This is a genomic window from Streptomyces sp. NPDC107559, assembly GCF_055657365.1.
The window spans coordinates 124,847-146,792 of record NZ_JBVKBD010000001.1 but is presented as its reverse complement, the minus strand read 5'-3'; the positions used below and the strand labels follow the sequence as shown (position 1 = coordinate 146,792).

General features: G+C 69.8%; 25 protein-coding genes and 1 tRNA gene. 6 read left to right on the top strand and 20 right to left on the bottom strand.

The window, feature by feature from the left end; all coding sequences use genetic code 11:
• The first annotated feature begins 73 nt into the window (after window positions 1-73).
• The 3 genes from ACZ7OY_RS00565 (at window position 74) to ACZ7OY_RS00555 (ending at window position 1,432) form a co-directional block, all read left to right on the top strand.
• Entirely contained in the window at window positions 74-553 is a 480-nt protein-coding gene (locus tag ACZ7OY_RS00565; protein WP_351615892.1) for an Lrp/AsnC family transcriptional regulator, read from the top strand.
• 101 nt (window positions 554-654) lie between these two features.
• Window positions 655-1,239, top strand: coding sequence for an ArsR/SmtB family transcription factor (locus tag ACZ7OY_RS00560; protein ID WP_471909365.1), 585 nt, complete (start codon window positions 655-657; stop codon window positions 1,237-1,239).
• A gap of 13 nt (window positions 1,240-1,252) precedes the next feature.
• Window positions 1,253-1,432 (top strand): hypothetical protein, encoded by a 180-nt coding sequence (locus tag ACZ7OY_RS00555; protein WP_471909364.1) that lies wholly within the window; start codon window positions 1,253-1,255, stop codon window positions 1,430-1,432.
• Between the two features lie 40 nt (window positions 1,433-1,472).
• Here ACZ7OY_RS00555 and ACZ7OY_RS00550 read toward each other — a convergent pair whose 3' ends face one another.
• The 4 genes from ACZ7OY_RS00550 to ACZ7OY_RS00535 form a co-directional block, all read right to left on the bottom strand.
• Window positions 1,473-2,264 (bottom strand): S16 family serine protease, encoded by a 792-nt coding sequence (locus ACZ7OY_RS00550; protein WP_471909363.1) that lies wholly within the window; start codon window positions 2,262-2,264, stop codon window positions 1,473-1,475.
• Window positions 2,265-2,454: 190 nt separating this feature from the next.
• A complete protein-coding gene (locus ACZ7OY_RS00545; protein WP_162469917.1) occupies window positions 2,455-3,096 on the bottom strand; it encodes a helix-turn-helix domain-containing protein in 642 nt (213 codons plus the stop codon).
• A 464-nt stretch (window positions 3,097-3,560) separates the two neighbouring features.
• Window positions 3,561-5,375: a DEAD/DEAH box helicase gene (locus ACZ7OY_RS00540; protein WP_471909362.1), complete on the bottom strand. Its 1,815-nt coding sequence runs from the start codon at window positions 5,373-5,375 to the stop codon at window positions 3,561-3,563.
• 283 nt (window positions 5,376-5,658) lie between these two features.
• Window positions 5,659-7,092, bottom strand: coding sequence for an MFS transporter (locus ACZ7OY_RS00535; RefSeq protein WP_471909361.1), 1,434 nt, complete (start codon window positions 7,090-7,092; stop codon window positions 5,659-5,661).
• 246 nt (window positions 7,093-7,338) lie between these two features.
• Here ACZ7OY_RS00535 and ACZ7OY_RS00530 point away from each other — a divergent pair.
• Window positions 7,339-7,410 (top strand) — tRNA-Cys (locus ACZ7OY_RS00530).
• Between the two features lie 1,298 nt (window positions 7,411-8,708).
• Here ACZ7OY_RS00530 and ACZ7OY_RS00525 read toward each other — a convergent pair.
• The 16 genes from ACZ7OY_RS00525 to ACZ7OY_RS00450 all read right to left on the bottom strand — a co-directional run bounded on the left by ACZ7OY_RS00525 (window position 8,709) and on the right by ACZ7OY_RS00450 (window position 19,861).
• Complete coding sequence (locus ACZ7OY_RS00525; protein ID WP_471909360.1) at window positions 8,709-9,989, bottom strand: tyrosine-type recombinase/integrase; 1,281 nt, start codon at window positions 9,987-9,989, stop codon at window positions 8,709-8,711.
• A gap of 9 nt (window positions 9,990-9,998) precedes the next feature.
• Entirely contained in the window at window positions 9,999-10,244 is a 246-nt protein-coding gene (locus ACZ7OY_RS00520; protein WP_471909359.1) for an excisionase family DNA-binding protein, read from the bottom strand.
• Window positions 10,245-10,431: 187 nt separating this feature from the next.
• On the bottom strand, window positions 10,432-11,589 hold the full coding sequence (locus ACZ7OY_RS00515; protein ID WP_471909358.1) for a DUF3631 domain-containing protein: 1,158 nt from the start codon (window positions 11,587-11,589) through the stop codon (window positions 10,432-10,434).
• Window positions 11,586-11,930, bottom strand: coding sequence for a hypothetical protein (locus ACZ7OY_RS00510; RefSeq protein ID WP_471909357.1), 345 nt, complete (start codon window positions 11,928-11,930; stop codon window positions 11,586-11,588). The genes ACZ7OY_RS00515 and ACZ7OY_RS00510 overlap by 4 nt, the downstream gene beginning before the upstream one ends.
• An 86-nt stretch (window positions 11,931-12,016) precedes the next feature.
• Complete coding sequence (locus ACZ7OY_RS00505) at window positions 12,017-12,910, bottom strand: bifunctional DNA primase/polymerase (RefSeq protein ID WP_471909356.1); 894 nt, start codon at window positions 12,908-12,910, stop codon at window positions 12,017-12,019.
• Complete coding sequence (locus ACZ7OY_RS00500) at window positions 12,907-13,659, bottom strand: DNA methylase (protein WP_471909355.1); 753 nt, start codon at window positions 13,657-13,659, stop codon at window positions 12,907-12,909. Before ACZ7OY_RS00500 ends, ACZ7OY_RS00505 begins: the two co-directional genes overlap by 4 nt.
• An 87-nt stretch (window positions 13,660-13,746) precedes the next feature.
• The gene (locus ACZ7OY_RS00495; protein ID WP_471909354.1) at window positions 13,747-14,232 is read right to left on the bottom strand and encodes a hypothetical protein; all 486 of its coding nucleotides are present in this window, start codon (window positions 14,230-14,232) and stop codon (window positions 13,747-13,749) included.
• Between the two features lie 20 nt (window positions 14,233-14,252).
• Entirely contained in the window at window positions 14,253-14,447 is a 195-nt protein-coding gene (locus ACZ7OY_RS00490; protein WP_471909353.1) for a hypothetical protein, read from the bottom strand.
• A 17-nt stretch (window positions 14,448-14,464) separates the two neighbouring features.
• Window positions 14,465-14,716: a hypothetical protein gene (locus ACZ7OY_RS00485; protein ID WP_471909352.1), complete on the bottom strand. Its 252-nt coding sequence runs from the start codon at window positions 14,714-14,716 to the stop codon at window positions 14,465-14,467.
• Between the two features lie 141 nt (window positions 14,717-14,857).
• Window positions 14,858-17,089 carry a cell division protein FtsK gene (locus ACZ7OY_RS00480; RefSeq protein ID WP_471909351.1) on the bottom strand — a complete coding sequence of 744 codons (2,232 nt, stop codon included), beginning with the start codon at window positions 17,087-17,089 and terminating at the stop codon, window positions 14,858-14,860.
• Window positions 17,090-17,170: 81 nt separating this feature from the next.
• A complete protein-coding gene (locus tag ACZ7OY_RS00475; protein WP_471909350.1) occupies window positions 17,171-17,509 on the bottom strand; it encodes an RRQRL motif-containing zinc-binding protein in 339 nt (112 codons plus the stop codon).
• Window positions 17,506-18,126 (bottom strand): GGDEF domain-containing protein, encoded by a 621-nt coding sequence (locus tag ACZ7OY_RS00470; protein WP_471909349.1) that lies wholly within the window; start codon window positions 18,124-18,126, stop codon window positions 17,506-17,508. Before ACZ7OY_RS00470 ends, ACZ7OY_RS00475 begins: the two co-directional genes overlap by 4 nt.
• The gene (locus ACZ7OY_RS00465) at window positions 18,123-18,977 is read right to left on the bottom strand and encodes a protein spdB (RefSeq protein ID WP_471909348.1); all 855 of its coding nucleotides are present in this window, start codon (window positions 18,975-18,977) and stop codon (window positions 18,123-18,125) included. Before ACZ7OY_RS00465 ends, ACZ7OY_RS00470 begins: the two co-directional genes overlap by 4 nt.
• Window positions 18,977-19,321, bottom strand: a complete 345-nt coding sequence (locus ACZ7OY_RS00460) for a hypothetical protein (protein WP_471909347.1) — start codon at window positions 19,319-19,321, stop codon at window positions 18,977-18,979. The genes ACZ7OY_RS00465 and ACZ7OY_RS00460 overlap by 1 nt, the downstream gene beginning before the upstream one ends.
• Window positions 19,318-19,584 (bottom strand): DUF6284 family protein, encoded by a 267-nt coding sequence (locus ACZ7OY_RS00455; RefSeq protein WP_471909346.1) that lies wholly within the window; start codon window positions 19,582-19,584, stop codon window positions 19,318-19,320. The genes ACZ7OY_RS00460 and ACZ7OY_RS00455 overlap by 4 nt, the downstream gene beginning before the upstream one ends.
• A 91-nt stretch (window positions 19,585-19,675) precedes the next feature.
• A complete protein-coding gene (locus ACZ7OY_RS00450; RefSeq protein WP_471909345.1) occupies window positions 19,676-19,861 on the bottom strand; it encodes a hypothetical protein in 186 nt (61 codons plus the stop codon).
• Between the two features lie 451 nt (window positions 19,862-20,312).
• Between ACZ7OY_RS00450 and ACZ7OY_RS00445 the strand changes: the two genes are divergently transcribed.
• Together ACZ7OY_RS00445 and ACZ7OY_RS00440 are read left to right on the top strand one after the other, a co-directional pair.
• Window positions 20,313-20,669 carry a winged helix-turn-helix domain-containing protein gene (locus ACZ7OY_RS00445; protein ID WP_471910332.1) on the top strand — a complete coding sequence of 119 codons (357 nt, stop codon included), beginning with the start codon at window positions 20,313-20,315 and terminating at the stop codon, window positions 20,667-20,669.
• 233 nt (window positions 20,670-20,902) lie between these two features.
• Window positions 20,903-21,919, top strand: coding sequence for a P-loop nucleotide/nucleoside kinase family protein (locus ACZ7OY_RS00440; RefSeq protein WP_471909344.1), 1,017 nt, complete (start codon window positions 20,903-20,905; stop codon window positions 21,917-21,919).
• The last annotated feature ends 27 nt before the right edge of the window (window positions 21,920-21,946 follow it).

The following is a 21,946-nucleotide window of genomic DNA, read 5'->3' as shown; positions in this document are numbered from 1 at the left end:
TGGGCAATCTGTGCAGCAGAAGGCCCGGGACGGCGGACTTTCTGTACATGATGACCACCACGGAGGCGCGGGCATGGCGATCGATCGACTGGACGGCCGGATCATCGTGCTGCTGGCCCGTGAACCGCGTATCGGCGTGCTGGAGATGTCGCGGCGGCTGGGGGTCGCGCGCGGGACCGTGCAGGCGCGCCTGGATCGGCTCCAGTCGAACGGGGTCATCCGCGGGTTCGGGCCCCAGGTCGATCCGGCGGCCCTCGGCTACCCCGTCACGGCGTTCGCCACCCTCCAGATCCGGCAGGGGCAGGGGGCGGACGTACGGGCCCACCTGGCGACCGTGCCGGAGATGCTGGAGCTGCACACGACCACCGGCGGCGGGGACATGCTGTGCCGGCTGGTGGCCCGCTCCAACGCCGACCTCCAGCGCGTCATCGACCTGGTCGTCGGCTTCGAGGGGATCGTCCGGGCCTCGACCGCGATCGTGATGGAGAACGCCGTTCCGCTGCGGATCATCCCGCTGGTGGAACAGGCGGCGGAGGACCGGGACCCGGCCTGACCTGCGAGCCACGGGCCGCCCCGGCCGGGCGGCCGCACAGGGCGAAGCAAGTTGCAAAGAAATCCTTGCAAGGATTTCTTTGCAGAGCTATCTTTGTACGCATGACGGAGCACGAGGAACGGAAGCGGCGTCAACTCGACGCCCGTTCGCTGCGGGGGCTCGCACACCCGCTCCGGATGCAGCTGCTGGAGGCCCTGCGGCAGCGCGGCCCGGCGACCGCCTCCCAACTGGCCGAGCGGTTCGGCGAGTCGAGCGGCTCGACCAGCTACCACCTGCGCCAGCTCGCCGCCCACGGCTTCGTCGAGGACGCACCGCAGCAGGGCAAGGGGCGGGAGCGCTGGTGGCAGGCGGTGGACCAGGGTCTGTTCCTCGACACCACCGACTTCGACGACGCCGACCCCGGGATACGGGGAGTGGCCGAGGCGTTCCTGCACGAGATGGCGAACATGCACGCCCACGAGCTGTCCTCCTGGCTCGCCACCCGGGGCGACTGGTCCAAGGACTGGTCCGACGGCTCCGACATGAGCGACGCGACCCTACGGCTGACGCCCGCGCTGGCCGCCGAACTCATCGTCAAGATGCACGAACTGGTCGACGAATACCGGCAGTTGGGCCGCAACACGGACGGCCGGGACACCGAGACGGTACGGATCCACACGCACCTCTTCCCCATCCGCACGGACTGAGAGGAACACCGAGATGCACCTCGAAACCCAGCTCGCCGCGCACCACGCCACCGACCTCCGCGACCGGGCCGAGGCCCACCGCCTCGCCACCCGGGCCCAGCGCCCCGCCGAACTCCGTATCCGCCTGGGCTGGACCCTCGTCGAGGTCGGGCTGCGCCTGGCCAACCCGCCCCGGCCCGCGCTCGCCCACTGAGACCGGCGGGAGCGCGTGCCGCTCCCCCGCCGGGAGGGACCTAGCAGCTCGGAACCGAGCCCTTGCCCTTCTCCAGCGCCACCAGTGCGTCGACCGCGCCCTTCAGCGTGGTCACCGGAACCAGCCGCAGTCCCGCGGGCAGCTGGGACTCGGCGTCGGAGCACTCGTCCTTCGGCACCAGGAACACCGTCGCCCCGTCCCGCCGCGCGGCCTGCGTCTTCAGCGCCACTCCGCCGACCGCGCCGACCTTGCCGTCGGCGGTGATCGTCCCGGTGCCGGCCACGGCCCGGCCTCCGGTGAGGTCACCGCCGTTGCCGTTGCCGTCGAGCTTGTCGACGATCCCCAGGGAGAACAGCAGTCCCGCGCTGGGGCCGCCGACGTCGGCGAGCTTCAGCGTGACCTTCACGTTCTTGTCGGTCAGATGGAGATAGCCCAGCGCCGCCTCGGTCGCCGCGTCCTGGGACTCCTTCATCTGCTCGGTGTTGTGCTGCTCGATCTCCTTGGTGTTCCCACCGCCCGGGTAGACCGCGTCGCGCGGCATGATCGCCCGGTCCTTGGCGAACCAGCCGTCGATCACCTGGCTCAGCGAGACGTCCGTGTCCGGGCCCGTCGCCTCGATGGTCGTCATCCGCAGCTGCCCGCTCGTGCCGCGGACCGGCGCACCGGCGATGGTGATCACCGGGGTGCCCTGGTTCTTGCCGAGGACGTCGGCCGTCATACCCGGCTGCGCGATCGAGAACGGCAGCGGCGCGAAGGCCGCCGTGGCGAGCAGGGCCACGACGGGCACGGCGCAGACGGTGAGAGCCTGGAGGCGTGTGAGGCGAGAGAGCACGGGTTCAATCTAACGCGGCGGCGCCGGCGGACCGGGGGCCGGTCGCTCCCGGCCCTCCCGGACACCGCCACAGCCGCGACCGGCACCTCGCCACAGCACCTCGCCACGGCACCTCGCCACAGCACCTCGCCACAGCACCTCGCCACAGCACCTCGCCACAGCACCTCGGCGCTGCGCTGTGGCCTCGGTCTCAGCGCAGCGCCTCCGCGACCTCGCGGGCCGCGTCGACCACGCGCGGCCCGACCCGCTCCGGCACCGCGTCCGCGAGCATCACGACACCCACGCTGCCCTCGACACCGGTCACACCCAGCAGCGGCGCGGCCGCACCGCTCGCCCCGGCCTCCAGCTCGCCGTGCGTCAGGATGCACCCCGGTTCCTCCGAGGTCTGCTGCCGGGCGGAGAGGATCGCCTTGCCCGCGGCCCCGCGCTCCAGCGGATGCCGGAACCCGGCCCGGTAGGCCACGTGATAGTCCGTCCACGTCGGCTCGACCACGGCCACGGCCAGCGCCTCCGACCCGTCCACCAGGGTGAGGTGCGCCGTGGCGCCGATGTCCTCGGCCAGCGCGCGCAGGGCCGGCAACGCGGCCTCCCGGACCAGCGGATGCACCTGGCGGCCCAGCCGCAGCACACCCAGCCCGACCCGGGCTCGCCCGCCCAGGTCCCGTCGTACGAGCGCGTGCTGTTCCAGGGTGGCGAGCAACCGGTACACAACGGTCCGGTTGACGCCCAGTTTGTTGGAGAGTTCGGTGACGGTCAGCCCGTGGTCGGTGTCGGCCAACAGCTTGAGGACTCGCAGTCCCCGGTCGAGCGTCTGGGAGGTCTCCGCGGTCACGACGCCCACTCCTTAAGTGGTGAGGCCGGCGACCCCTCGCGGCGGATGCGTCATGGAGTCCCGTCCCTGACGCGCTTCAGAGGCCGCCGATCGGCAGGACGGCCCGGCAGGTCCGGGCACGGTCGCTTCACGGCTGCGCTCCGCGGCGGCGCTGCCACGGGGCGTGTGCGTAGCGGGACATTAGCGAAGCCGGTTCGCTCAGCGGAAGGCTCCGTCCAGAATCCGGTCACAGGCCTGTGGGGACTACCTGCCTTTGTCCCGGTACGTACGGCGCACACCGCACCGCTCGCGCTCCACCGCGCACCCCGCAGCCGCGGAACTGATCACGCGGCCCGGTCACACGGCACCGTCACGCGGCCCGGCGGCACGGCACGGTCACGCGTCACGCGGCCCGTCACCCGGCGCGGCCATGGCGGCCCCGGTCACCCGGCGCGACCGTGCGGCGCGACCGCGGCGGGCCGGCCTCAGCGCATCCGGGTGGCCCACTCCTGCACCTTGGCGATCCGCTGCCGCAGCTGCCCGGCCGTCGCCTCGGCGCTCGCCGGTCCGCCGCACACGCGCCGCAGCTCGGTGTGGATCACCCCGTGCGGCTTGCCGCTCTGGTGGACGTACGCGCTGACCATCGTGTTGAGCTGCTTGCGCAGCTCCATCATCTCCTTGTGGGAGACCACCGGCCGCCGCTCGGCGGGCAGTTCGAGCAGATCGGCCTCGCCGTCCGGCTTGCGGCGGCTGTGCGCGATCTGCCGGGCCTGCCGCTTCTGCAGCAGCAACTGCACCTGGTCCGGCTCCAGCAGACCAGGGATGCCGAGGTAGTCCTGCTCCTCCTCGCTGCCCGGGTGGGCCTGCATGCCGAACTCGGCACCGTCGTACAGGACCCGGTCGAAGACGGCCTCGGACTCCAGCGCCTCGAAGGAGAACTGCTCCTGCTCGCCGGTGTCCTCGTCCTGCTCCTTGTTCGCCTCGTCCATCTCCTTCTCGGACTCGGCGTAAGGATCCTCCTCGCCCTCCTTCTTCGGCTTGTCGAGGGCGTGGTCGCGCTCGACCTCCATCTCGTTGGCGAAGGTGAGCAGGTCGGGGACGGTCGGCAGGAAGACGGACGCGGTCTCGCCGCGCCGCCGGGAGCGCACGAAACGCCCGACGGCCTGGGCGAAGAACAGCGGGGTGGAGATGGTGGTGGCGTACACGCCGACCGCCAGCCGGGGCACGTCGACGCCCTCGGACACCATGCGGACGGCGACCATCCACCGGTCGGTGCTCGCGCTGAAGTCGTCGATCCGCTTCGAGGCGCCGGTGTCGTCGGACAGGACGAGCGTCGCCTTCGTCCCGGTGATCTCGCGGATCAGCTTGGCGTAGGCGCGCGCGGAGTCCTGGTCGGAGGCGATCACCAGGGCGCCCGCGTCCGGGATGCCCTTCCTGACCTCGGTGAGCCGCTGGTCGGCGGCGCGCAGCACGCTGGGCATCCACTCGCCGCGCGGGTCGAGCGCGGTGCGCCAAGCCTGCGAGACGGCGTCCTTGGTCATCGGCTCGCCGAGCCGGGCGGCGATCTCGTCGCCCGCCTTCGTACGCCAGCGCATGTTGCCGCTGTAGGAGAGGAAGATGACCGGCCGCACGACGTGGTCGGCGAGCGCGTTGCCGTAGCCGTACGTGTAGTCGGCCGAGGAGCGCCGGATGCCGTCGTTGCCCTCCTCGTACGTCACGAAGGGGATGGGGTTGGTGTCGGACCGGAACGGCGTACCGGTCAGCGCGAGCCGCCTGGTGGCCGGCTCGAACGCCTCCAGGCAGGCCTCGCCCCAGGACTTGGAGTCACCGGCGTGGTGGATCTCGTCGAGGATGACCAGGGTCTTGCGCTGCTCGACGCGGTTGCGGTGCAGCATGGGCCGCACCCCGACACCGGCGTACGTGACGGCGACGCCGTGGTACTCCCGGCTGAGCGGGCCCGCGCTGTACTCGGGGTCCAGCTTGATCCCTATCCGCGCGGCCGCCTCCGCCCACTGCTTCTTCAGGTGCTCGGTCGGCGCGACCACGGTCACCTGCTGCACGACGTGGTGGTGCAGCAGCCAGGAGGCCAGCGTCAGCGCGAAGGTCGTCTTGCCGGCGCCGGGGGTGGCGACGGCGAGGAAGTCGCGCGGCTGCTCCTGGACGTACTTCTCCATCGCCCCCTGCTGCCAGGCACGCAGCTTGCTGGCGGTACCCCAGGGGGCGCGGCCCGGGTAGGCCGGTGAGAGGTGGTGCGAGTGCGACGAACTGGACGAGCTGGAGGTGGCGGCGGCAGTAGTCACGGTCTCCGGGTGGGGGTCGATGCGGCTCGGCTACGTATGACAACCGGGCCACCCTACCGGCGCCCCGACCTCGAATAAGCGTGGACAAGCCCGCGTCACCGCCGGTTGGGACTCACCTCACAGTCCCCACGATCGACCCGGCGCCGTCACCCGGCCGGAGATCACGCCGATGACCAGGATGTACGTCATCTCCGTTGATACGGCGGCGAGATCGCCACCGGGCCGGGGCGAGAAAGGTCACGCTTTGCGCGCCGACGGCCGTCCGCCGACGCGCGGGATCACATCAGCGCTCCCGCAGCCGGGTGGTCACCCAGGCTCCCGCCATGGCAACCGCCGCCATCGGCAGGAACACGGCGGCGAAGGCGGCCGGGCGGGCCCCGGCGGCGTCGGCGACGGAGCCGCCGCCGAGCGCCGCGAAGGCGGCACCGCCAGCCGCGAGCAGCAGGGCGCTGGAGAGGCCGTCGGAGATCTGGAGGGCGGCGGAGTTGGCACCCGCCTCCTCGGGGGCGGAGAGCTGGAGCAGCAGCACACCGGTGGAGGAGATCACCGGGCCCAGCCCGAAGCAGCCGACCGCCCAGACGACGGCGACGGTCCAGACGGGCACGGAGTGGATCAGCACGCTGGGAACCACGGCGATGGCGGCCACGACCAGCACCATGCCGACCGTCGTCAGCCGCTCCCGGTACGGCTCCATCCGCGGCCGGGACTGCACCCACGAACCCAGCGCCCAGGTCACGCCGCCCGCCGCCAGGGAGAACCCGGCCGCCGTCGGCGACAGCCCCCGCTGGGTGACGAGCATCAGCGGTACGAAGGACTCGGCGGCGACGAAGGCCCCGGACGCCAGCCCGCGCAGCAGCACGACCGAGGGCAGCCCCCTGGCCGCCCGCCAGGTGCCGTGCGGCAGCAGGCCGTGGGCGGCCGGCACGAGCAGCACGACGCCCACGACGGCCGGGAGCAGCGAGCCGGGGCGCAGGTCCTGGGCGGCGTACTGGATCAGCCCGGCGCCCAGGGAGATCCCGAGGGCGAACCGGATCCGGCGCCGGTCGAAGGCCGCCGCCTCCCCTCCCACGGGCCCCGCGGCGCGCCGCCGGATCTGCGGCAGCGCGAGCGCCAGCGGGAAGACGACCAGCACGGGTATCCCGAGGAACACCCACCGCCAGCCGAGCTGCTCGGTCACCGCCCCGGCGGCCAGCGGTCCGACCACCGACGGCACGACCCAGCTCGCGGCGAACGCCGCCATGATCGCCGGGCGCAGCCGGGCCGGGTAGGCGCGGCCGACGATGACGTACAGCGCGACGATCACCAGTCCGCCGCCCAGTCCCTGCACGGCCCGCCCCGCGATGAACGGCCACATCGCCTGTGCCGTGCCGGACATCACCAGCCCGGCCGCGAAGGCGGCGATTCCACTGGTCAGCGCGCCCAGCGGCCCCTTGCGGTCGGACCACTGCCCGGCGAGCACCATGCCCAGCAGGCTGGTCGTGAAGTACCCGGAGAACGCGAACGCGTACAGCGACACCCCGTCCAGATCCCGTGCGGCCACCGGCATCGCGGTGGCCACGGCGGTCGCCTCGAAGGCGATGAGCAGGACGACGGACACCATCCCGATGCTGAGCGCCCGATAGGACCGGCTCAGCACGGTGCTCTCGTCGCCCTCGGCGGCCGGCAGGGTGGGAGCGACGTCTGCGACAGCGGTGTCGCGTGGTTCCAGGGCGGTCATGGTCGACAGAGTAAGGTCCTCGACCGAGTTTGACACCTGTCGGGGGGTTGGGAGGGTTCTGAGACCTTGGTCCTACGACCGCCGCTCCCCTCGAAGGCCCCGTTCACCTCGGCGCGAAATCCCCGTTCATGAACGGCGTATGGCAGTCCTGTTGCAGCCCCGGCGTCTCCCTTGAGCCCCTCCCCCGCCCCGCCCTACGGTCATCTCATCGAGTTCGGACCGGAGGACCAAAGCCTCCACCGACCCGGCCGTGTGCCCGAGTGGTTCAGGGGCTCGCCTGCAAAGCGAGTTACGTGGGTTCGAATCCCGCCATGGCCTCTGGTTGTCTGACCAGGCAAAACGAAAGGGCGGCACCTCTCTGAAGGTGCCGCCCTTTCGGTCATCCGTCTCAGTTCCCGTCTCGTTTACCTTCGATCAAACCGCGATCATGGGGCACGGAGTAAGGCAGTGGCCATGATCGGCGGCCACTACCTATGGGCCTACTGGGCGGTTCGTGGGACCGTGGGTCGAGCGAGGGCGCGAAGGCGAGTGGGTTCCGGCTGCGCTTCCGGTCACGGCGCGTCGGCCGCCGAGTCCGCGCGGGGAGAATGGCGCCCTTCTTGGACTGGTGAAGCGGCAAGATCCAAAGGGAGGACGTTTGAGCGCGGGACGGCCATCATCACCTCAGTGGCGAAAGCCGTCGCCACTGGGCTACGGAACTGCCGTTGAGACTGTCAACACTGTCGCCGCACCATTGCTGGCGGGTTTCGCGGTTGCCTCCATCGGCGTCGTAGGCGCAGACAGCGAAAAGTTTCGCTGGCCGGGACAGGCCTTACTGTGTCTGACCTTAGCCGCCTTGCTGTTCGTCACCTGCGTGCAATTCGGATTCCATGCCCGTCAGTACCTCTACTCGCACGCCGATATCACCGACTGGTGGGAGGACGAGGAACTCAGGCAGCGCCGCACCTTGTTGCAGGAGGAGCAAGACGCCGACTTCCGTCTATGGGACCGTTGGCGCCGCCTCGCCAACGCAGCATACAGCGGCGGCTTGGTCATGTTATGGGTGGGGGTATCGCTTGTTCTGGCGCCGAAGACGACGGGTAATCCCTCTGACATGGGCTTCCGTTGGACAGCGGCTGTTGTAGCGGCAGGTGCTGCCGCAGGAGAGGTCGTATGGAGCACCTATCCATCGGTAAGGCGCCGTATTAGGCGCCGCCGGCTCTCCAGGGGGAGCGTGTGACAAACGAGCCAGGGTCATCGTGGCTGCCAGTTCAGCCACGACCTGCGCCGCCATTGCTAGAGGAGCGATGCGTATGGGTGCCCCACCGCCGCCAAGAGACACATGTCCGAGTTGCGGTCACTCAAGTCAGCATGAGCGAGACTGTCCGCTAGCCGCATTGAGCGTGGAAGACGCCTCTCTCCTCGGGTACGAGGCTGCTCTCGCACGTATCCAAGCACGCACTGATGGCGCGGACCCAACATTGCCCAGTCCGACGACCGGCCACCTCCCCGCGTGGCTAGCCAGGCGGCTACGGCGCTGACCCAAAACACGTGTGTGCCAGTGCGATCGGCGCAACGCGCCTCGTCATCGTTTGTGACGGCTGGGCAGCAGAGGTCGGTGCCCAGCCGTCTATGTCTCAATGGATGACTACCGGGACGTCGCCGTCACCATCGTCCGGTCGGTCCTTCACGGAATTCCAGATAAGGCCGTCAACCTGCCTCGCAACGTCAGCGCGTACGGCATCCACCATGTGCTGGTAGCGGGCGGCCATGGCGGTGGTCGACCATCCCATGAGGCCCATAACGGCTCGCTCGGGGACGCCAAGGATGAGTAGGACCGTGGCAGCCGTGTGGCGCGCGTCGTGCAAACGCCCGTCCCGGACCTTCGCCTCTGTTAGGAGGGACTTCCACTCCGCCCAGTCCCTGCGGTGGGACGGGCTACGGCCGTACTCATCCGGGAAGACGAGGCCGTTGTCCTCCCAGCGCTTCCCGGCCTCCGTTCGCTCCGCTCCCTGCGCCTTGTGGTGCAAACGAAGTAGGTCAACGACCTGATCGGGAAGGCCAACCGCACGACGGCCGGCGCGCGACTTGGTGGTGGACAAGTCGGGGTTGGTTCGTCGCCTCTGGGGGCAGTACCCAGCAGCCTTGCGTCCGCAGGGCTCCGTGCACCCGTGGGCGTACTGCGGCCGGTGTCGACTGCGCCGGACCACCAGAAACCCACTGTCAAGGTCCACGTCCTCCCACCTCAGACCGAGCACTTCCCCTTGACGCAGTCCGAGAGCAAGGGCGATAGCCCAGCGTGCGGAGTTGCGGTGCTGGTCAGCCGCCTTGAGTAACCGCTGCACCTCTTGGACGCTGTAGGGCTCCACCTCGTACTCCCCCGTCTTCGGGGCCTTGGCCAACTGAACGGGGTTCTTACCGAGATGGCCGCGCCGTACGGCCTCATTGAGGGCGGTGCGGAAGGTCCGGTGCACCTGGTGAGCGGTCGCGGGCTTGCTGCCGTTGGCCTGCATTTTGGCGTAGAACGTCTCGATGTGCTCAGGCTTGAGCCTGTCGAGCCGGTGAGCGCCCAAGCCGGGGATGAGGTGCTTCCGGACCGCAACGCCGTACCCGACCATCGTGTTGTCGTTGACGGCGAGGGGCGCGACGTTCTCAACCCAGTGCGTCAGCCACGCCTTGACCGTCCACGCCTTCCCTGGCTTCCGTACGGTCTTCGCGTCGCGCTGCTTCTCCAGCTCCCGGACGGCGGCGGTCGCCTCGGCGCGGGTCTTGCGTTCAACATGGCGTCGGTCGGGCGTTCCGTCGTTGCGGATGCCGACCGTGACGCGGCCGTGCCACTTTCCGTCCTTGCCCTGATAGATGGACGACCGGCCGTTCGGCTGTCGGGTGCGCTTCTTCTCGTTCTTGTCTTCTGCCATACATGCTCCTCAGGCGGCGGAGGCGAGGGTGATCGGGACGGCGGGGCGCTGCCGAACGCGGCGGCGGGCGACGAACTCAGGGACGGCGTCGGCGGGGACGCGGCGTAGGTGGCCGACGGTGATGGACTCCAGTTCTCCGGAGCGGATCAGGGCGAAGCACGTGGTGCGTCCGACGCTGAGGCGGCGGGCGGCCTCTTCGACGGTCAGCAGTGCGAGGGTGGGGTCGACGACTTCGACGTGTCGGGCCGTGTCCATGCGCGTGGTGCTCCTTCGGGGCAGGGGAGGAGCGGGGGCTCTTCGGCCCCCTTCTGGAAAGTCCGCTACATCCGCTACGCCGCTACATCGCAGGTCAGCGGGGGTTTTTGTGTAGCGGATAGGTGCGATGTAGCGGCTACGGCCGTTTCGGGGCGCGGGGCCGTAGCCGCTACATCGAGAGTTGCCGCTACAGATTCAGGGGCTCTGAGCTGGGATGTAGCGGTGTAGCGGATGTAGCGGCCCCCGGGGGCGGGCAGTAGCGGGACCAGGCGTCTTCGAGGTCCTTGGCGAAGAAACCTTTGAGGACGCCGCCGGCGGTGCGGATGTTGCGGGAGACGACGGGGTCTCCGTCGGCGGTGACGTAGTCGCTGAGCATCCGGGAGAGTCGGCGGTTGTCGAGCGGCTTGCCGTTGAGGTCAGCCCACGGGGCGTCGTCGAGGGCGTTGAGCCGGTCGAGGATGGCGACGGTGGGCAGGCGGTCGATGCCGATGAGGACGTGGTCACGCAGGTCTGTCAGGAGGCGGATGCCGATGCTGCCTTTGTCGTTGGCACGGGAGGCTTTGACCAGGGTCTGGCAGGCTTCGCGGGCTCGGCGGGGCCAGTCGCTCCCGGCTGCGTCCGCGACGGCGAGCAGGGGTTCCCACACGTCCGCCGGTCGGTCGGTGACCCCGTCGGGCATCTCCGGAAAGGCTCCCGTGATGCGTTCCTGTACGGTCTCGGCCCATTTGGCGAGCCGGTCTCGGAGCTGGTTGCCTTCCCGTACATGAATGCGGGTGCGGAAGGCTTCCACCTTCTCGTTTCGGGCCCGGCGCCGCATGCGGATGATCACCGAGCGGGTCAGGATCGTGTCCGGCAGGGAGCCGAGCCCGGCGACCGCGACCGCGCAGTACGAGGGGAAGCCTTGTACCTGCTGGTTGGAGCCGTCCCCGACGCACCGGTACATGGGGCGTCCGCGTGCGTGACCTGCGTTGATGAAGCCGCGGAGTTGTTCGTTGTCGCCGGCCTTGGGGCCGAAGATGGTGTCGATCTCGTCGAACAGGATGGTGGGCCGGCCGCCGTCGATGCCGGACACGGACCGGAACAGCGCTGCGGCGGATGCGTCCGCAGCGGCCATGGAGCGCGGCACGAGGGTTTCGACCACATCCAACGCGCGGGACTTCCCCGAGCCCGGCTCGGGCGAGAGGAATGCGAGACGGGGGGTGGAGTCGAATGCGTCGAGCAGGTGGGCGTGCGCGTCCCACAGTGCGACAGCGACGTATGCGGCTTCGGTGGGGAAGACGTTGAAGCGGCGGTGGAAGGCTTCCACCTCGTCGAGCAGTGCGGCCCCGTCGATGGTCTCGGTCATGCGGCGGCCCTCCCTTCGGTGAGTACGGCGGGGGCTCCGGTGCAGAAGTGCTTGTGCGCGGCGTACTCGGTGACGAGCGCGGCCACGTCGGCGGCCCCGCTCGCGGTGACGCCTTCACCGCACGCGCAGGCGTAAGCGGCGCACGGGGTGCCGCCGTGCCGCTTCGACCAGCGGGCCCCGTCGTAGTGATGGCGGTAGACGGGCGGGGCGTAGATGCGGATACCGGGCCGGTCCGGCGTCGGATCGTCGCCGTGCTCGGGTGCCGCGCCGGCCTGGTGGCGGTCCGGGCGAGGAAGGACTGAAAGGACGCCCTGACGGGCGACGACTTTCGGTTCGCCCACGGCCGTCGTGTCCACCGGCTGTGGAGCGGCGTCCGGCCCATCCGGGGTGGTGGTGATGCTCTTCAGAGGGGGATGGGGTCGGGGGCTCATGCCGTCGCCCGGCGAGCCTGGTTGTGAGCGATGGACCAGTCCAGGGCGCTGCGCAGGGTGGAGCGGCACTCGGACGCGGACAGTCCGGCCGCCTCGCCCCCTGCCTGAAGAGCCTCCTCGACCACGTGCCGGGGGAGGTCGCCCCACGCGACGAACCGCCCCAACGCGCGTGCGGCCCGGAACAACTTCGCTTCCCGCTGTCCGACTTGAGCCGAAGCCACGTTCCGAGCCTCTGCGGCAAGTGCTACGTCCGCGTATCGACGGGATTGCCCCGCTACGGCCACAGAAGGGCCCTGAGAGCGCTTGGGGGCCGGTTGCAGGACGCTTTGCAGCCATGGGGGCAGAGTGGCCGTTACGGGGCTGCTCAGGGCTTCGTACGTCCCGGCAGGGGTGGTGCTGCCGGTGGCGACGACGTAGCCGCCCCACGCGCGGGTGTCGACCGAATCGGCAACCGTGCCTTGGGTGTTGGTCATCCGGATGCCGGGCGAGACGGCGAAGTACAGGTGGGTTCCGCCGCTCGCGGTCCGCACCCGGTAGGTGTCGGGGACGGCGTGCCCGGCGCGCTCGCAGAGCGCCCCAAAGGTTGCCGCGCCGTCAGGCGCGTCCGAACTGCCCTTGTGCTCGGGCGTGTCCAGGTCGACCACCAGCAGCCCGGAAGGACCAGTGGCGATACCGACGTTGAACGACGCCCCCGACCACGCGGCACGGATGCGCTCGGGGTCGGTCGTGGCGCGCTGCTCCCACTTCCGGTGCCCGTCCGCGCACGGGCCGGTGCCCGTGCAGGCGCGCTCGCCGTGCAGCGCGGGGACCTTGCGGCCGGGACGGAGAGGGAAGACGTGCCAGCCGCGTTCGGCGGCGGACAGGGCCGCGTCCAACAGGGGCCCGCTCATGCCGCCACCCCCAACCGGGGGGCGAGGGCGGTGAGGAAGGCGAGGCCGATCCATTCCGTGTAGGCGGGCGGGAGGGCTTCGCGCAGGCGGAGGTGGTGGGTGGACCAGTCGATCTCCTTGGCCGCGCGGATCTCGTCCACGGTGGCCTTGCCGCCCCCCTTGCCGTACGCGGCGACGTACGGGCCGTCCCGCCAGACGCCGTGGCGGCAGCCCCGGACGTAGCCGCGATGCCGGGGGTGGTCGGGCTGAGGGAACGCCCAGCCTCCGAGTTCGAAGTAGCGGTGCATGATCACCGCGAGCCCGAACTGTTCCCCGCACAGCCGGATGTCCTTGCGGACGTCGGAGCCGGCCACGTTCTCCATGACGTACGGCCGGCCTGTGGCTTCCAGCGCGGCGCGGGTCGGGGCGATGAGTCGGGGGTAGGTCCGGCCGATCGCGGCGTTGCGCGCCTTGTTGGTGCCCTTGGTCGGGGCGCCCTCTCCCTGGCAGGGCGGCGAGGCGTGGATGAAGTCGAATTCGTGGCCGTGGGCACGGATGTACTCGACTGCGTCGCCCTGGTGGAAGGCGTCACCGCAGTAGTCCGGCTGCGCCTGGATGTCGACGCCGGTGATGTGGCAGTTGGCGCCGAACGCACGCCGGTAGCCGGTGGTGGCGCCGCCGATGCACGAGTAGGCGTCCAGGACCCGGAACACGTCCCCGCGTCGGAGCCGTAAGGCGAGGTCTCGCCGGATGTCGGTCGGTTGGTTCATGCTGGAGGTCTCCAGTTCCTTGTTGAGTTGCTGGACAGCAAGGGCGGCCCCGGTTCTTGGCGGAATGGGGGGCCGCCCTTGGCGTAGCTAGCCGTAGATCTTGTTGCGCTTGATGACGGCTTTGCGGATGTTGACCGTGCTGCCCTTGGCGCCGTTGATGGCGCGGGCCGGGGCGCGCAGGGCAAGGACGATGACCGCGACCCACACGAGTGCTCCACCGCTGATTCCGGCGGCGGCGCTGACGATCTCGCCCACGCCGTAGCCGACGCCAGCCGCGAGGGCGCCGCCGCCGAGTCCGGCCCCCATGAAGCGTTGGGCGACGGGGTCCAGGAGCGGGAGCGGGGTCAGGTCGCGCGGCTCGGTGGCGAGCATCGGGGGCGGGGCGAGGTGCTTGGGCATGGGGACCATGCGCCCGTAGGCGTCGGGCACCCACACCACGGGCTGACGCTCGCCGTACGGGTCCAGCACCGCCGACGGGCCGGGGTCGTAGGGGTGGAGGGGGGTGGGGGTGTGGACTTGCAGGGCCGTCGTCTCGTGTCGGGCCGGGCGGCCGTACGTCGTGGGTTCGTTCACGGTGCCGGTCTCCTGTCGGGTCAGCGGCCGACGCCGGGGACGGCGTCGGTGAAGGCGGTGACGAGCTGGTTGACGGTGTGGGCCGCGCCGGTGTGGGCGAGGTAGAAGCCGAAGAGGGCGACGGCGACGGCCGCTCCGGCGCCGACTGCCTTGAACCGCAGCAGCAGCGCGACCACGACGGCGAGCAGCAGGACGAGGGGTATGGTCAGGACCACGGGTGTCTCCCGGCGGGTCAGCGGGTGCCGGCGCGGTAGGTGCGCGCGGCGCGGTTGTAGATCCAGCGGCCGATGCGTATGCGCTTGCCGGTGGCCTGGCAGCGGCGGCAGTCCTTGCCGCGCTTGGTCTTGCCCTTGCGGTCGGTGGTGAAGGCGTGGCCCATGCCGTCGCACTTGCGGCAGTCTCCGAACGGGCTCAGCCAGCACTTGACGACGTAACCAAGGGTGACTGCGAGCAGGAAGGCGGCAGCGAGCAGGGCAAGGCTCATCAGTGGCCTCTCAGAGGGGTTTTCGGGGGTTTCCGCAGGTCGGCCGCTATCTGCTAGCGGCCTGATCAGGGGCGGTTTGGGTCGCTAGCAGGGTTGCTACCGGTAGCGACGTGTGCCGCTACCGGTAGCGGGGTTCGGGACCTATCCGGCGTCCCTCTGGTTGTTGCGCTCCGTAATCGCGGTGGCGATGTCGTCGCGCTTGATGCCGCGCTTGTTGACTTGTTCGCCGTCGATGCGCCGGCTGATCTGCCCTGTGCCGATCCCGTATGGCTTGAGGGCTGCGGTGAGCGCTTCGGCCTTGGGCTTGGCGTCCAGTTCGGCCCACGGTCCGTAGACGTCGGGACGCAGGTCGGCGAGCCGGTCCACGATGGTCTCGGACCACACCTTGGCCTCGCCCTTGCCGAGGACGGCGGCGACGTCGTCGAGAATCGTCGCGGACGTCTTCGGGGCCGGGGACTCGCCGACCGCGTCGCCGGACAGCGTTCCCTCGACCTCGCGCAGGGCGGCGGCGCGGGTGAGGATGCGTTCGGCGTCGCGGCCGTCGGCGAGGTAGGTGCGCACGATCCCCGCGTCGTCGGACATGCCCTTGAGTAGACCGACGCCCTTGTGGGACTTCAGCAGCTTGGAGGCGTCCAGACCCTCCGAGTACGAACCGGCACCCAGGATCGTGTCCGAGACCTGGTAGGCGCCGACCCGCAGGGCGAACCGGGCCTGATGCTGGTCACGCAGCTCGGACGGGCACGCCTTGTCGTCCGGCTTCTGCGTCGCCGTCATCACCGACACACCCACCGCCGGGGCGACCCGGGCGAGGTAGACCAGCAGGGCCAGGATCTCCTTGCCGTGCTCGGGGTGGGTCAGGTACTCCTGCACCTCGTCCACCACGAACAGGGTCAGGGGCATGTTCAGCTTCTTGTCGCGGCTGATCTCCGGGGTGAGCTTGCCCTCGGGGCAGATGTGAAGCGGCAGTTCGGACAGCCGGTGATAGCGGTCCTCGACGTCCGCCTTCAGCTCCCGCAGCGAGGTCAGCAGATGCTGAACCGGATCGAACCCGTTCTTCGGCACGATCCCGAACCCGATCCGGTGCGCGACCAGCGCGAACTTCCGCCAGTCCGGCGACGCCTTCCCGTCGAACAGATACAGCCTGACGTACGGATCCAGCGCGGCAGCGAGCGCGATGGTGCGGGCGGAGAACGTCTTGCCCTGCCGCGGCACGGCGCCGACCAGCAGCGACAGCCACAACATCGTGGCCATGACCGGGTTGCCGCGCTCGTCCACGCCCCACGGGAACGGCTTCCAGAAGTCCACCCGCGTCGCCCCCAGCAGCGGCGACCGGCCCGACGGCACCGCGAGCGGGTCACGGTCGGCGATCCAGTACGACACCCTGCGCTCGCTCGTCTCGTCCTTGTCCAGGAAGAGCTGAGTAGCAGCGATGTCCATGCCCGATGCGACCTTGGTGTGAGCGGTGAGCGCGTCCTTGAAGGACTTGCCGTAGGGCAGGTCGACGACGACGCGCCAGCCGTCGCCGTCCCGGCCGATCGGCCGCGGGAAGCTAATGGACTGGTCCTTGCTGGTCAGCCCCGCCACCTCGTGCGCGCGGATCACGATGTCCGAGGACAGCTTGCGCTTGCGGAACGTCACCTTCGCCATGTCGATCAGCGGCCGGTCCGCCGGCGCCCCCGCCGCCCCTAAGGTCGTGGTCAGCGCGGCCACGGCCAGCATGAGCAGCCACGAGGGCGCCATGACGTACAGAGTCAGCGCGGCGGCCAGACCGATGAAACCGCCGATCGTCGCCACGATCCCCCGCAGCCGGACACGGTCGTTGCGCTGCCGCGACAGCTTCAGGTAGTCCGCCGCGTTCTCGTCGGCCACGGCCGCGAGCCGCAGCGGCTTGCCCTCGGTGTCGAACACCCACCGGCCGACCGCGGTCGACCACCGCCAGGCGCCTCGCGGCGAGTACAGGCAGATCTTCGGCGTGTAGACCAGCGGCAGCCGGACCGCGTGATAGCCGGCCACGGCGGAGTAGTGCCGCACCGCCCACTTACGCACGGCCGCGCGCTGGTCAGGGAGCTTCACCCAGTCCGGCAGCACCGGCATCCGGGCCTTGTCCTTGGCCTCCATCCACTCCGCGACCGAGGGCGGGTAGACCTCGCGCGGCGGGTCGACCGGGGCCCCGTCGCTCAGGCCGTCGTTCTCGGGGTCGTCGGTGTCGGGGAGTTCGGCCTCCCACTCACCCGGCTTGACCGCCCCCGGCTCGGGGACCGGCGCCGGGACGGGCGGGGTGGTCTTCTTCAGCGGGAACGGCAGGACATCCGCTGGCCGCTCGGTGTCGTCCGGACCGGGGACCGGCGGCAGGGAAGGGATTGTTTCCGTCACGATGTACGTACTCCTTCGGGAGTCGAAGGGTCCGGCCGGCTTGCTGTGGAAGGTCAGGCGGCCGGACCCGGATCGAGGTGTTCAGGCAACGCGCTGTTCCTCGGGATAGGCGCAGGTCACGCACGATCCGAGCGTGGGAGGAATGACGTATCCCGCGTCCCGACGGCACTCGGGGCAGGTGCGGCGGGCCCGCATCATCGCGGCATGTGCACGCCACCGGCCCGCCGTCATCGGCCGGACCGGCAAGGCGAGTTCGACGCGGTACAGGTAGGCGACCAGCGGCGGACGCCGGCGGCGCGGGCGTTCGAGGGTCGCGGCGACGTCCTGCCCGCCGGGGCGTAGTCCGCGGGTGCGGAGTTGGCGGCGGGTGGCGTAGCCGTCGGGGGCGAGGCGCCACCGGTAGACGGGCAGGGTGCTCATGCCGCACCGCGCCGACCGGGGCGGCGTCCGGCCACCGAGCCGAGCAGCCGACCGAGCCGCACCGCCCGGCGCGGCCCGGACGGGCCCGAGCGCTTGGCCGCGTACATCGCTTCGTCCGCGCGGCGTAGCAGGGCGGACAGGTCGTCGCCCGGGTGGTCGGCGGCCCGCACCCAACCCAACGACACCGTCGTGTGGACGTCGGCGGCGGTGTCGACGGGCCGGGCCAGGACGCGGCCGAGGGTGTGCAGCCGGTCGGTGGCGGTGCCGTCGCGGTCGATGAGCACGGCCGCGAACTCATCTCCACCGAGCCGTCCCGCGACACCGCCCGGGGCGGTGCCGTGGGCGAGACGGGCAGCGATCGCGGCGAGCAGGGCATCACCGGCAGCGTGACCATGCACGTCGTTGACCCGTTTGAAGTGGTCGACGTCCGCGAGCACGACCACGGCGCGGGGGTCGCGCAGCAGACGGCGGGCCCGGCGGGTGAACGCGTCCCGTGTCCACAGTCCCGTGAGTGGGTCGCGGCGGGCCGTGGTCAGCCGGCGGTGCAGCCACCGGGCGTGGACCGCCCATCCGAGAATGGGCGGCAGGGCCGGTATGAGTGTGGCGAGGGTGTTCATGCCACCCGCTTCCATGCGGCCCGTAGGCGGACCTCGGATGCGGAGTGGCCGGCCGCGCGGAAGCGGGTCGCCATCTCGCGGTAGGACAGGGCGGGGACGCGGCTGGTGCGGATCTCGTCGACGACCGCGTCGAGTTCGGCGTCGGTGAGGGCGGGCCCGGATTCCAGCGCGGTCAGTGCCTCGGTCGGTCCCCAGACGGGGAGTTCCCATCGGGGTGTGACGTCGGGTGTGACGCGGCTCGTCACGCTGGTCAGTGCCCTGCCGGTGTCTTCCCCGGAGCGGGCGGCTTCCAGCGTCGCCCACGCCGTGGACAGGCGTTTGGCGGTGTCGGCCTGGACGCGTGCGACGCGCGCGCCGGCCTGCGTCACGGCCGTCAGCCGGGTCTCCTCGGTTGCCGCTTCCGACCGCAGCCGGGCACGCGCCACGGCCGCCTCGTCGCGGGCTTCCTGCTGGATACCGGCGATCGCGGTCAGCGCGGCCGGGGTGAGTGCGGTCCGCTCCCACAACCCGTGGACCAGCCACAGGGCCTTCGCGGCGAGCGGCAGCCACGCCACCGCCAGCCACGCGCCCGTGTTCGTCGCTGCGGTCAGGGCGTGGGCGATCAGGACCCCCGTGGCGAGCAGACCGAACGACCAGCCGACCGCCGTCACCGCGGTGGCGTGGTCGCCCTGAGCGGCGAGGCGGCGTTCGTAGGCGAGGGTGGCGAGCCATCCCCCGTCGATGCCCAGACCGACCACCAGCGCGACCGGCCACGGCATCGCCGCACCCAGCCACATCACAACCACGGCCAGGGTCAGGACCAGGGACACCGCCGTCACCGCGACGGCGGGTAACGCGGTCGGGCGGGCCATCACGCCACCCCCGCCGCGAACAGCCGCGCACCGTCGGACACCTGCGTGTAGCCGGTCAGCTCGATGTCCGCGCCGCCGTACTCCGCCTGTGCGGTCAGTACGCCGGTGCGATGGTCGCCCTGCACGTGGAAGTCGACGGCGGCCGGGTCGATCCCGAGCGCCGTCCGCCACGCCTCGAATGCGGCGAACCCGCCCTGCGATGTGTGCAGTGACAGGGACAGCCGGTTGGGGTAGATCGAACTGACGTCGACCACCGGGGCTGGCAGGTCCCGGAAGTCGGCCGCCATCCACCGCAGCGCCTGCAACGGCACCCACAAGGCGCCCAACGTGGGGATCTGGCTCATGCCGCGCCTCCCGCAGGGATCGAGGTGGCGGTGCGGTTGGTCAGCTTGGCCCGTTCGGCGAGCACGCGGGCCAGGGCCCGGCGGATCCGGCGGGCGTCGACGTCGTTCGGGGTGTGGTCCATGGCGGTGATCTGTGCGTCGATCAGGTCGACGTCCGCCAGAATCAGCGGCATCTCCTGCTCGATCGCGGCAAGTTCCGCGTCGGTCGGCTCCATGAAGTCGGCGAACGCCGTGAAGGCGTCCAGAACCGTAATCTGGTTCATGGGTCGTGTTCTCCCTGATAGGTGGTACGGCCCGACAGCGGTCCCGGTGTTGGAGCACCGGGGCCGCGCGCCGTTGGGTGATGTGGGTGGGTCAGTCGCGCGTGGTGGGGTCGTTGACGTCGCGGATCCTGACGTTCTGGGCGTAGCCGTCACGCAGTCGCACGAGCGTGAACTGACCACCGCCCACGTCCGTGATCCGGTGCATCTCGCCCCGGTACTGCACATCCGTGCCGACCTGGGCGACGTTCGGGTGCTTGGGGTTGGTGATCCTTCGCAAGACCTGCTCCTCTCGTCTCGGCTCCCCGCACCCCCGCCCGTACGGCGCCCTGCGAAAAGGGGCCGGACGGGAGGGAGAGGCAACCGCCGCAGCTCACGTCGGACGTGCGCTGCGGATGAGTTGGAGTTGCGCGGGTCGTTCACCGCGCGGGCCGCCTTCTTGTCGTGAGGACAGGCGGTAGTTCCTCGGTCCACTGTTGAGTTCTCAAGCAACGCGGCTCACTTCGTACTCACCCCTGCGGGCTTTCCTCCGGGCGCTATTCGTGCAGGTCAAACAGGTCGATCAAGTGCTCCACCCTTTCGGGCCGAGCGACTCTCTCAACTCTGCCTCAGAGTGCACTGTGAGGCAGAGTGCGTCAAGGCCCCTCACGGAACAGGCAGCGTGGGGCGCTGGTTCTACCTCTGAGGCACGGGCACTATGAGGCAGAGACGGAACGAGCTTTGGGGTGCAGATGGTCGAGTGGACTGGCAAGCAATTCGCCTACCAGCAAGTAGCCGATGACCTGCGGCGACGCATCGCAGGCGGCGAGTTCGCAGAGACCGGACAGCTCCCTTCGTACGGGGATCTTCAGAGGGCTTACGGAGTCACGGTGACCGTGGCCCGCGCTGCCATCAATCAGCTGAAGTCCGACCGGCTCGTCGTCAGCCATCAAGGCAAAGGGGTGTTCCTGACTCCCGACGCCGGCCGCTCCGCCGCGCAGCTCGCCGATCCAGTCGAGGCCATGGTCGAGTTGCGCGAAGAAGTCGACAAGCTGCGGACCGAAGTTGGCGAGCTGCGCCAGCGCATCGCGGCCCTGGAAGGGAACTGACCTTCCGCCAGGCCGCGATGGGACCTGTACAGGCGCACTGTGGGGCATCCGGACCTCCTCGCTCGATGTGCCACAAGTTCACCGCCACAGCGCGAAAACCGGTATCACGTCCCGCTACCCGAGAAAGTCAAAGCGGTTTTATACATCCGCTTACACATGCGCTATCACAAATTTCCACAGCGCTAGTCGGGCCGCTACACTCGCGGCTCCGACCAGCTATCTAGGAGGGGCAGATGGCTCGGAAGCACCCGGATTGGAAGCCGGATCTCCTGCGGATGCACCGCGAGGAGATTGGACTCACTCTGGAAGACACGGGGGAGAAGCTCCGCGAGATCGCCGAGCGGCACGGCTTCAACATCGCCGCAAACTTCCAAACGATCTGGGGCCACGAAAAGGGTTCGGTATATCCCGGTCCGCATTACCGCCGGGCGTACTGCCGCCTCTATCGTCGCAATGAGGCTCAACTCGGCTTCCGTAAAGCTCTGCCCGGAGAGGATGCCTCTGTGGAATCCGTACCGGCGCCTGCTTCCGTCGAGCGAAAGCTCCCTGACCAACCGGAAGCGGTACGCAAAGCGCTGAGCAGCATCCGCGAAGGCACGGACGACGTGGACAGCGAGGCTCTGCGCAATCGCGTGGTCAACGCGTGGAGTCGCAACGCGGCAGGGGCAATCACTGACGGGCCGACCGTGATCCTGGTCGGGGGGTACGCGGGGTCGGGCAAGTCAGAGTTCGCGAAATTCCTCGGGGGACTCACCGGCTGGCCGATCCTGGACAAGGACTCACTGACGCGCCCGCTGGTGGACCAGTTCCTTGTTTCGCTGGGTGGAGAGGCACACGACCGGAGTTCAGATCTTTACCGAGAGAAGGTCCGACCGCTGGAATACCGGTGCCTCATGGAAGCCGCGTGGGACAACTTGGATTGCGGGATCTCGGCAATTCTCGATGCCCCTTTCATCACCGAATTCTCTCAGAGCGAATGGATGCAGCGCTTCCAGAATCGCTGCCGCTCAAAGCGGGTTTCGGTTGCAACCATATGGGTTGAGTGCGACCTCGAATCGATGCGCGAATACATCGAATTCCGCGGTGCAGCGCGTGACGCCTGGAAAATGGAAGCGTGGGAAGAGTACGCGTCTGGGCTCAATCTGAAGTTCCGCCCGCAGGGCCCGCACTTCGTCGTCGACAACAGCCTTGGCGCTGCCGTCGCATTGGTCGACGAAGCGCGCGACGTACTGAGCGGCGGTGCGATGTGACGTCGTCCGGCGTGATCCTGTACGGGC

Excerpts from the sequence above, each read along its gene's own strand:
- ACZ7OY_RS00565 (WP_351615892.1), top strand. The coding sequence starts at position 74 with ATGGCGATCGATCGACTGGACGGCCGGATCATCGTGCTGCTGGCCCGT.
- ACZ7OY_RS00560 (WP_471909365.1), top strand. The coding sequence starts at position 655 with ATGACGGAGCACGAGGAACGGAAGCGGCGTCAACTCGACGCCCGTTCG.
- ACZ7OY_RS00555 (WP_471909364.1), top strand. The coding sequence starts at position 1,253 with ATGCACCTCGAAACCCAGCTCGCCGCGCACCACGCCACCGACCTCCGC.
- ACZ7OY_RS00535 (WP_471909361.1), bottom strand. The coding sequence starts at position 7,092 with ATGACCGCCCTGGAACCACGCGACACCGCTGTCGCAGACGTCGCTCCC.
- ACZ7OY_RS00525 (WP_471909360.1), bottom strand. The coding sequence starts at position 9,989 with ATGGCAGAAGACAAGAACGAGAAGAAGCGCACCCGACAGCCGAACGGC.
- ACZ7OY_RS00520 (WP_471909359.1), bottom strand. The coding sequence starts at position 10,244 with ATGGACACGGCCCGACACGTCGAAGTCGTCGACCCCACCCTCGCACTG.
- ACZ7OY_RS00515 (WP_471909358.1), bottom strand. The coding sequence starts at position 11,589 with ATGACCGAGACCATCGACGGGGCCGCACTGCTCGACGAGGTGGAAGCC.
- ACZ7OY_RS00505 (WP_471909356.1), bottom strand. The coding sequence starts at position 12,910 with ATGAGCGGGCCCCTGTTGGACGCGGCCCTGTCCGCCGCCGAACGCGGC.
- ACZ7OY_RS00500 (WP_471909355.1), bottom strand. The coding sequence starts at position 13,659 with ATGAACCAACCGACCGACATCCGGCGAGACCTCGCCTTACGGCTCCGA.
- ACZ7OY_RS00485 (WP_471909352.1), bottom strand. The coding sequence starts at position 14,716 with ATGAGCCTTGCCCTGCTCGCTGCCGCCTTCCTGCTCGCAGTCACCCTT.
- ACZ7OY_RS00475 (WP_471909350.1), bottom strand. The coding sequence starts at position 17,509 with ATGAGCACCCTGCCCGTCTACCGGTGGCGCCTCGCCCCCGACGGCTAC.
- ACZ7OY_RS00470 (WP_471909349.1), bottom strand. The coding sequence starts at position 18,126 with ATGAACACCCTCGCCACACTCATACCGGCCCTGCCGCCCATTCTCGGA.
- ACZ7OY_RS00465 (WP_471909348.1), bottom strand. The coding sequence starts at position 18,977 with ATGGCCCGCCCGACCGCGTTACCCGCCGTCGCGGTGACGGCGGTGTCC.
- ACZ7OY_RS00460 (WP_471909347.1), bottom strand. The coding sequence starts at position 19,321 with ATGAGCCAGATCCCCACGTTGGGCGCCTTGTGGGTGCCGTTGCAGGCG.
- ACZ7OY_RS00455 (WP_471909346.1), bottom strand. The coding sequence starts at position 19,584 with ATGAACCAGATTACGGTTCTGGACGCCTTCACGGCGTTCGCCGACTTC.
- ACZ7OY_RS00445 (WP_471910332.1), top strand. The coding sequence starts at position 20,313 with ATGGTCGAGTGGACTGGCAAGCAATTCGCCTACCAGCAAGTAGCCGAT.
- ACZ7OY_RS00440 (WP_471909344.1), top strand. The coding sequence starts at position 20,903 with ATGGCTCGGAAGCACCCGGATTGGAAGCCGGATCTCCTGCGGATGCAC.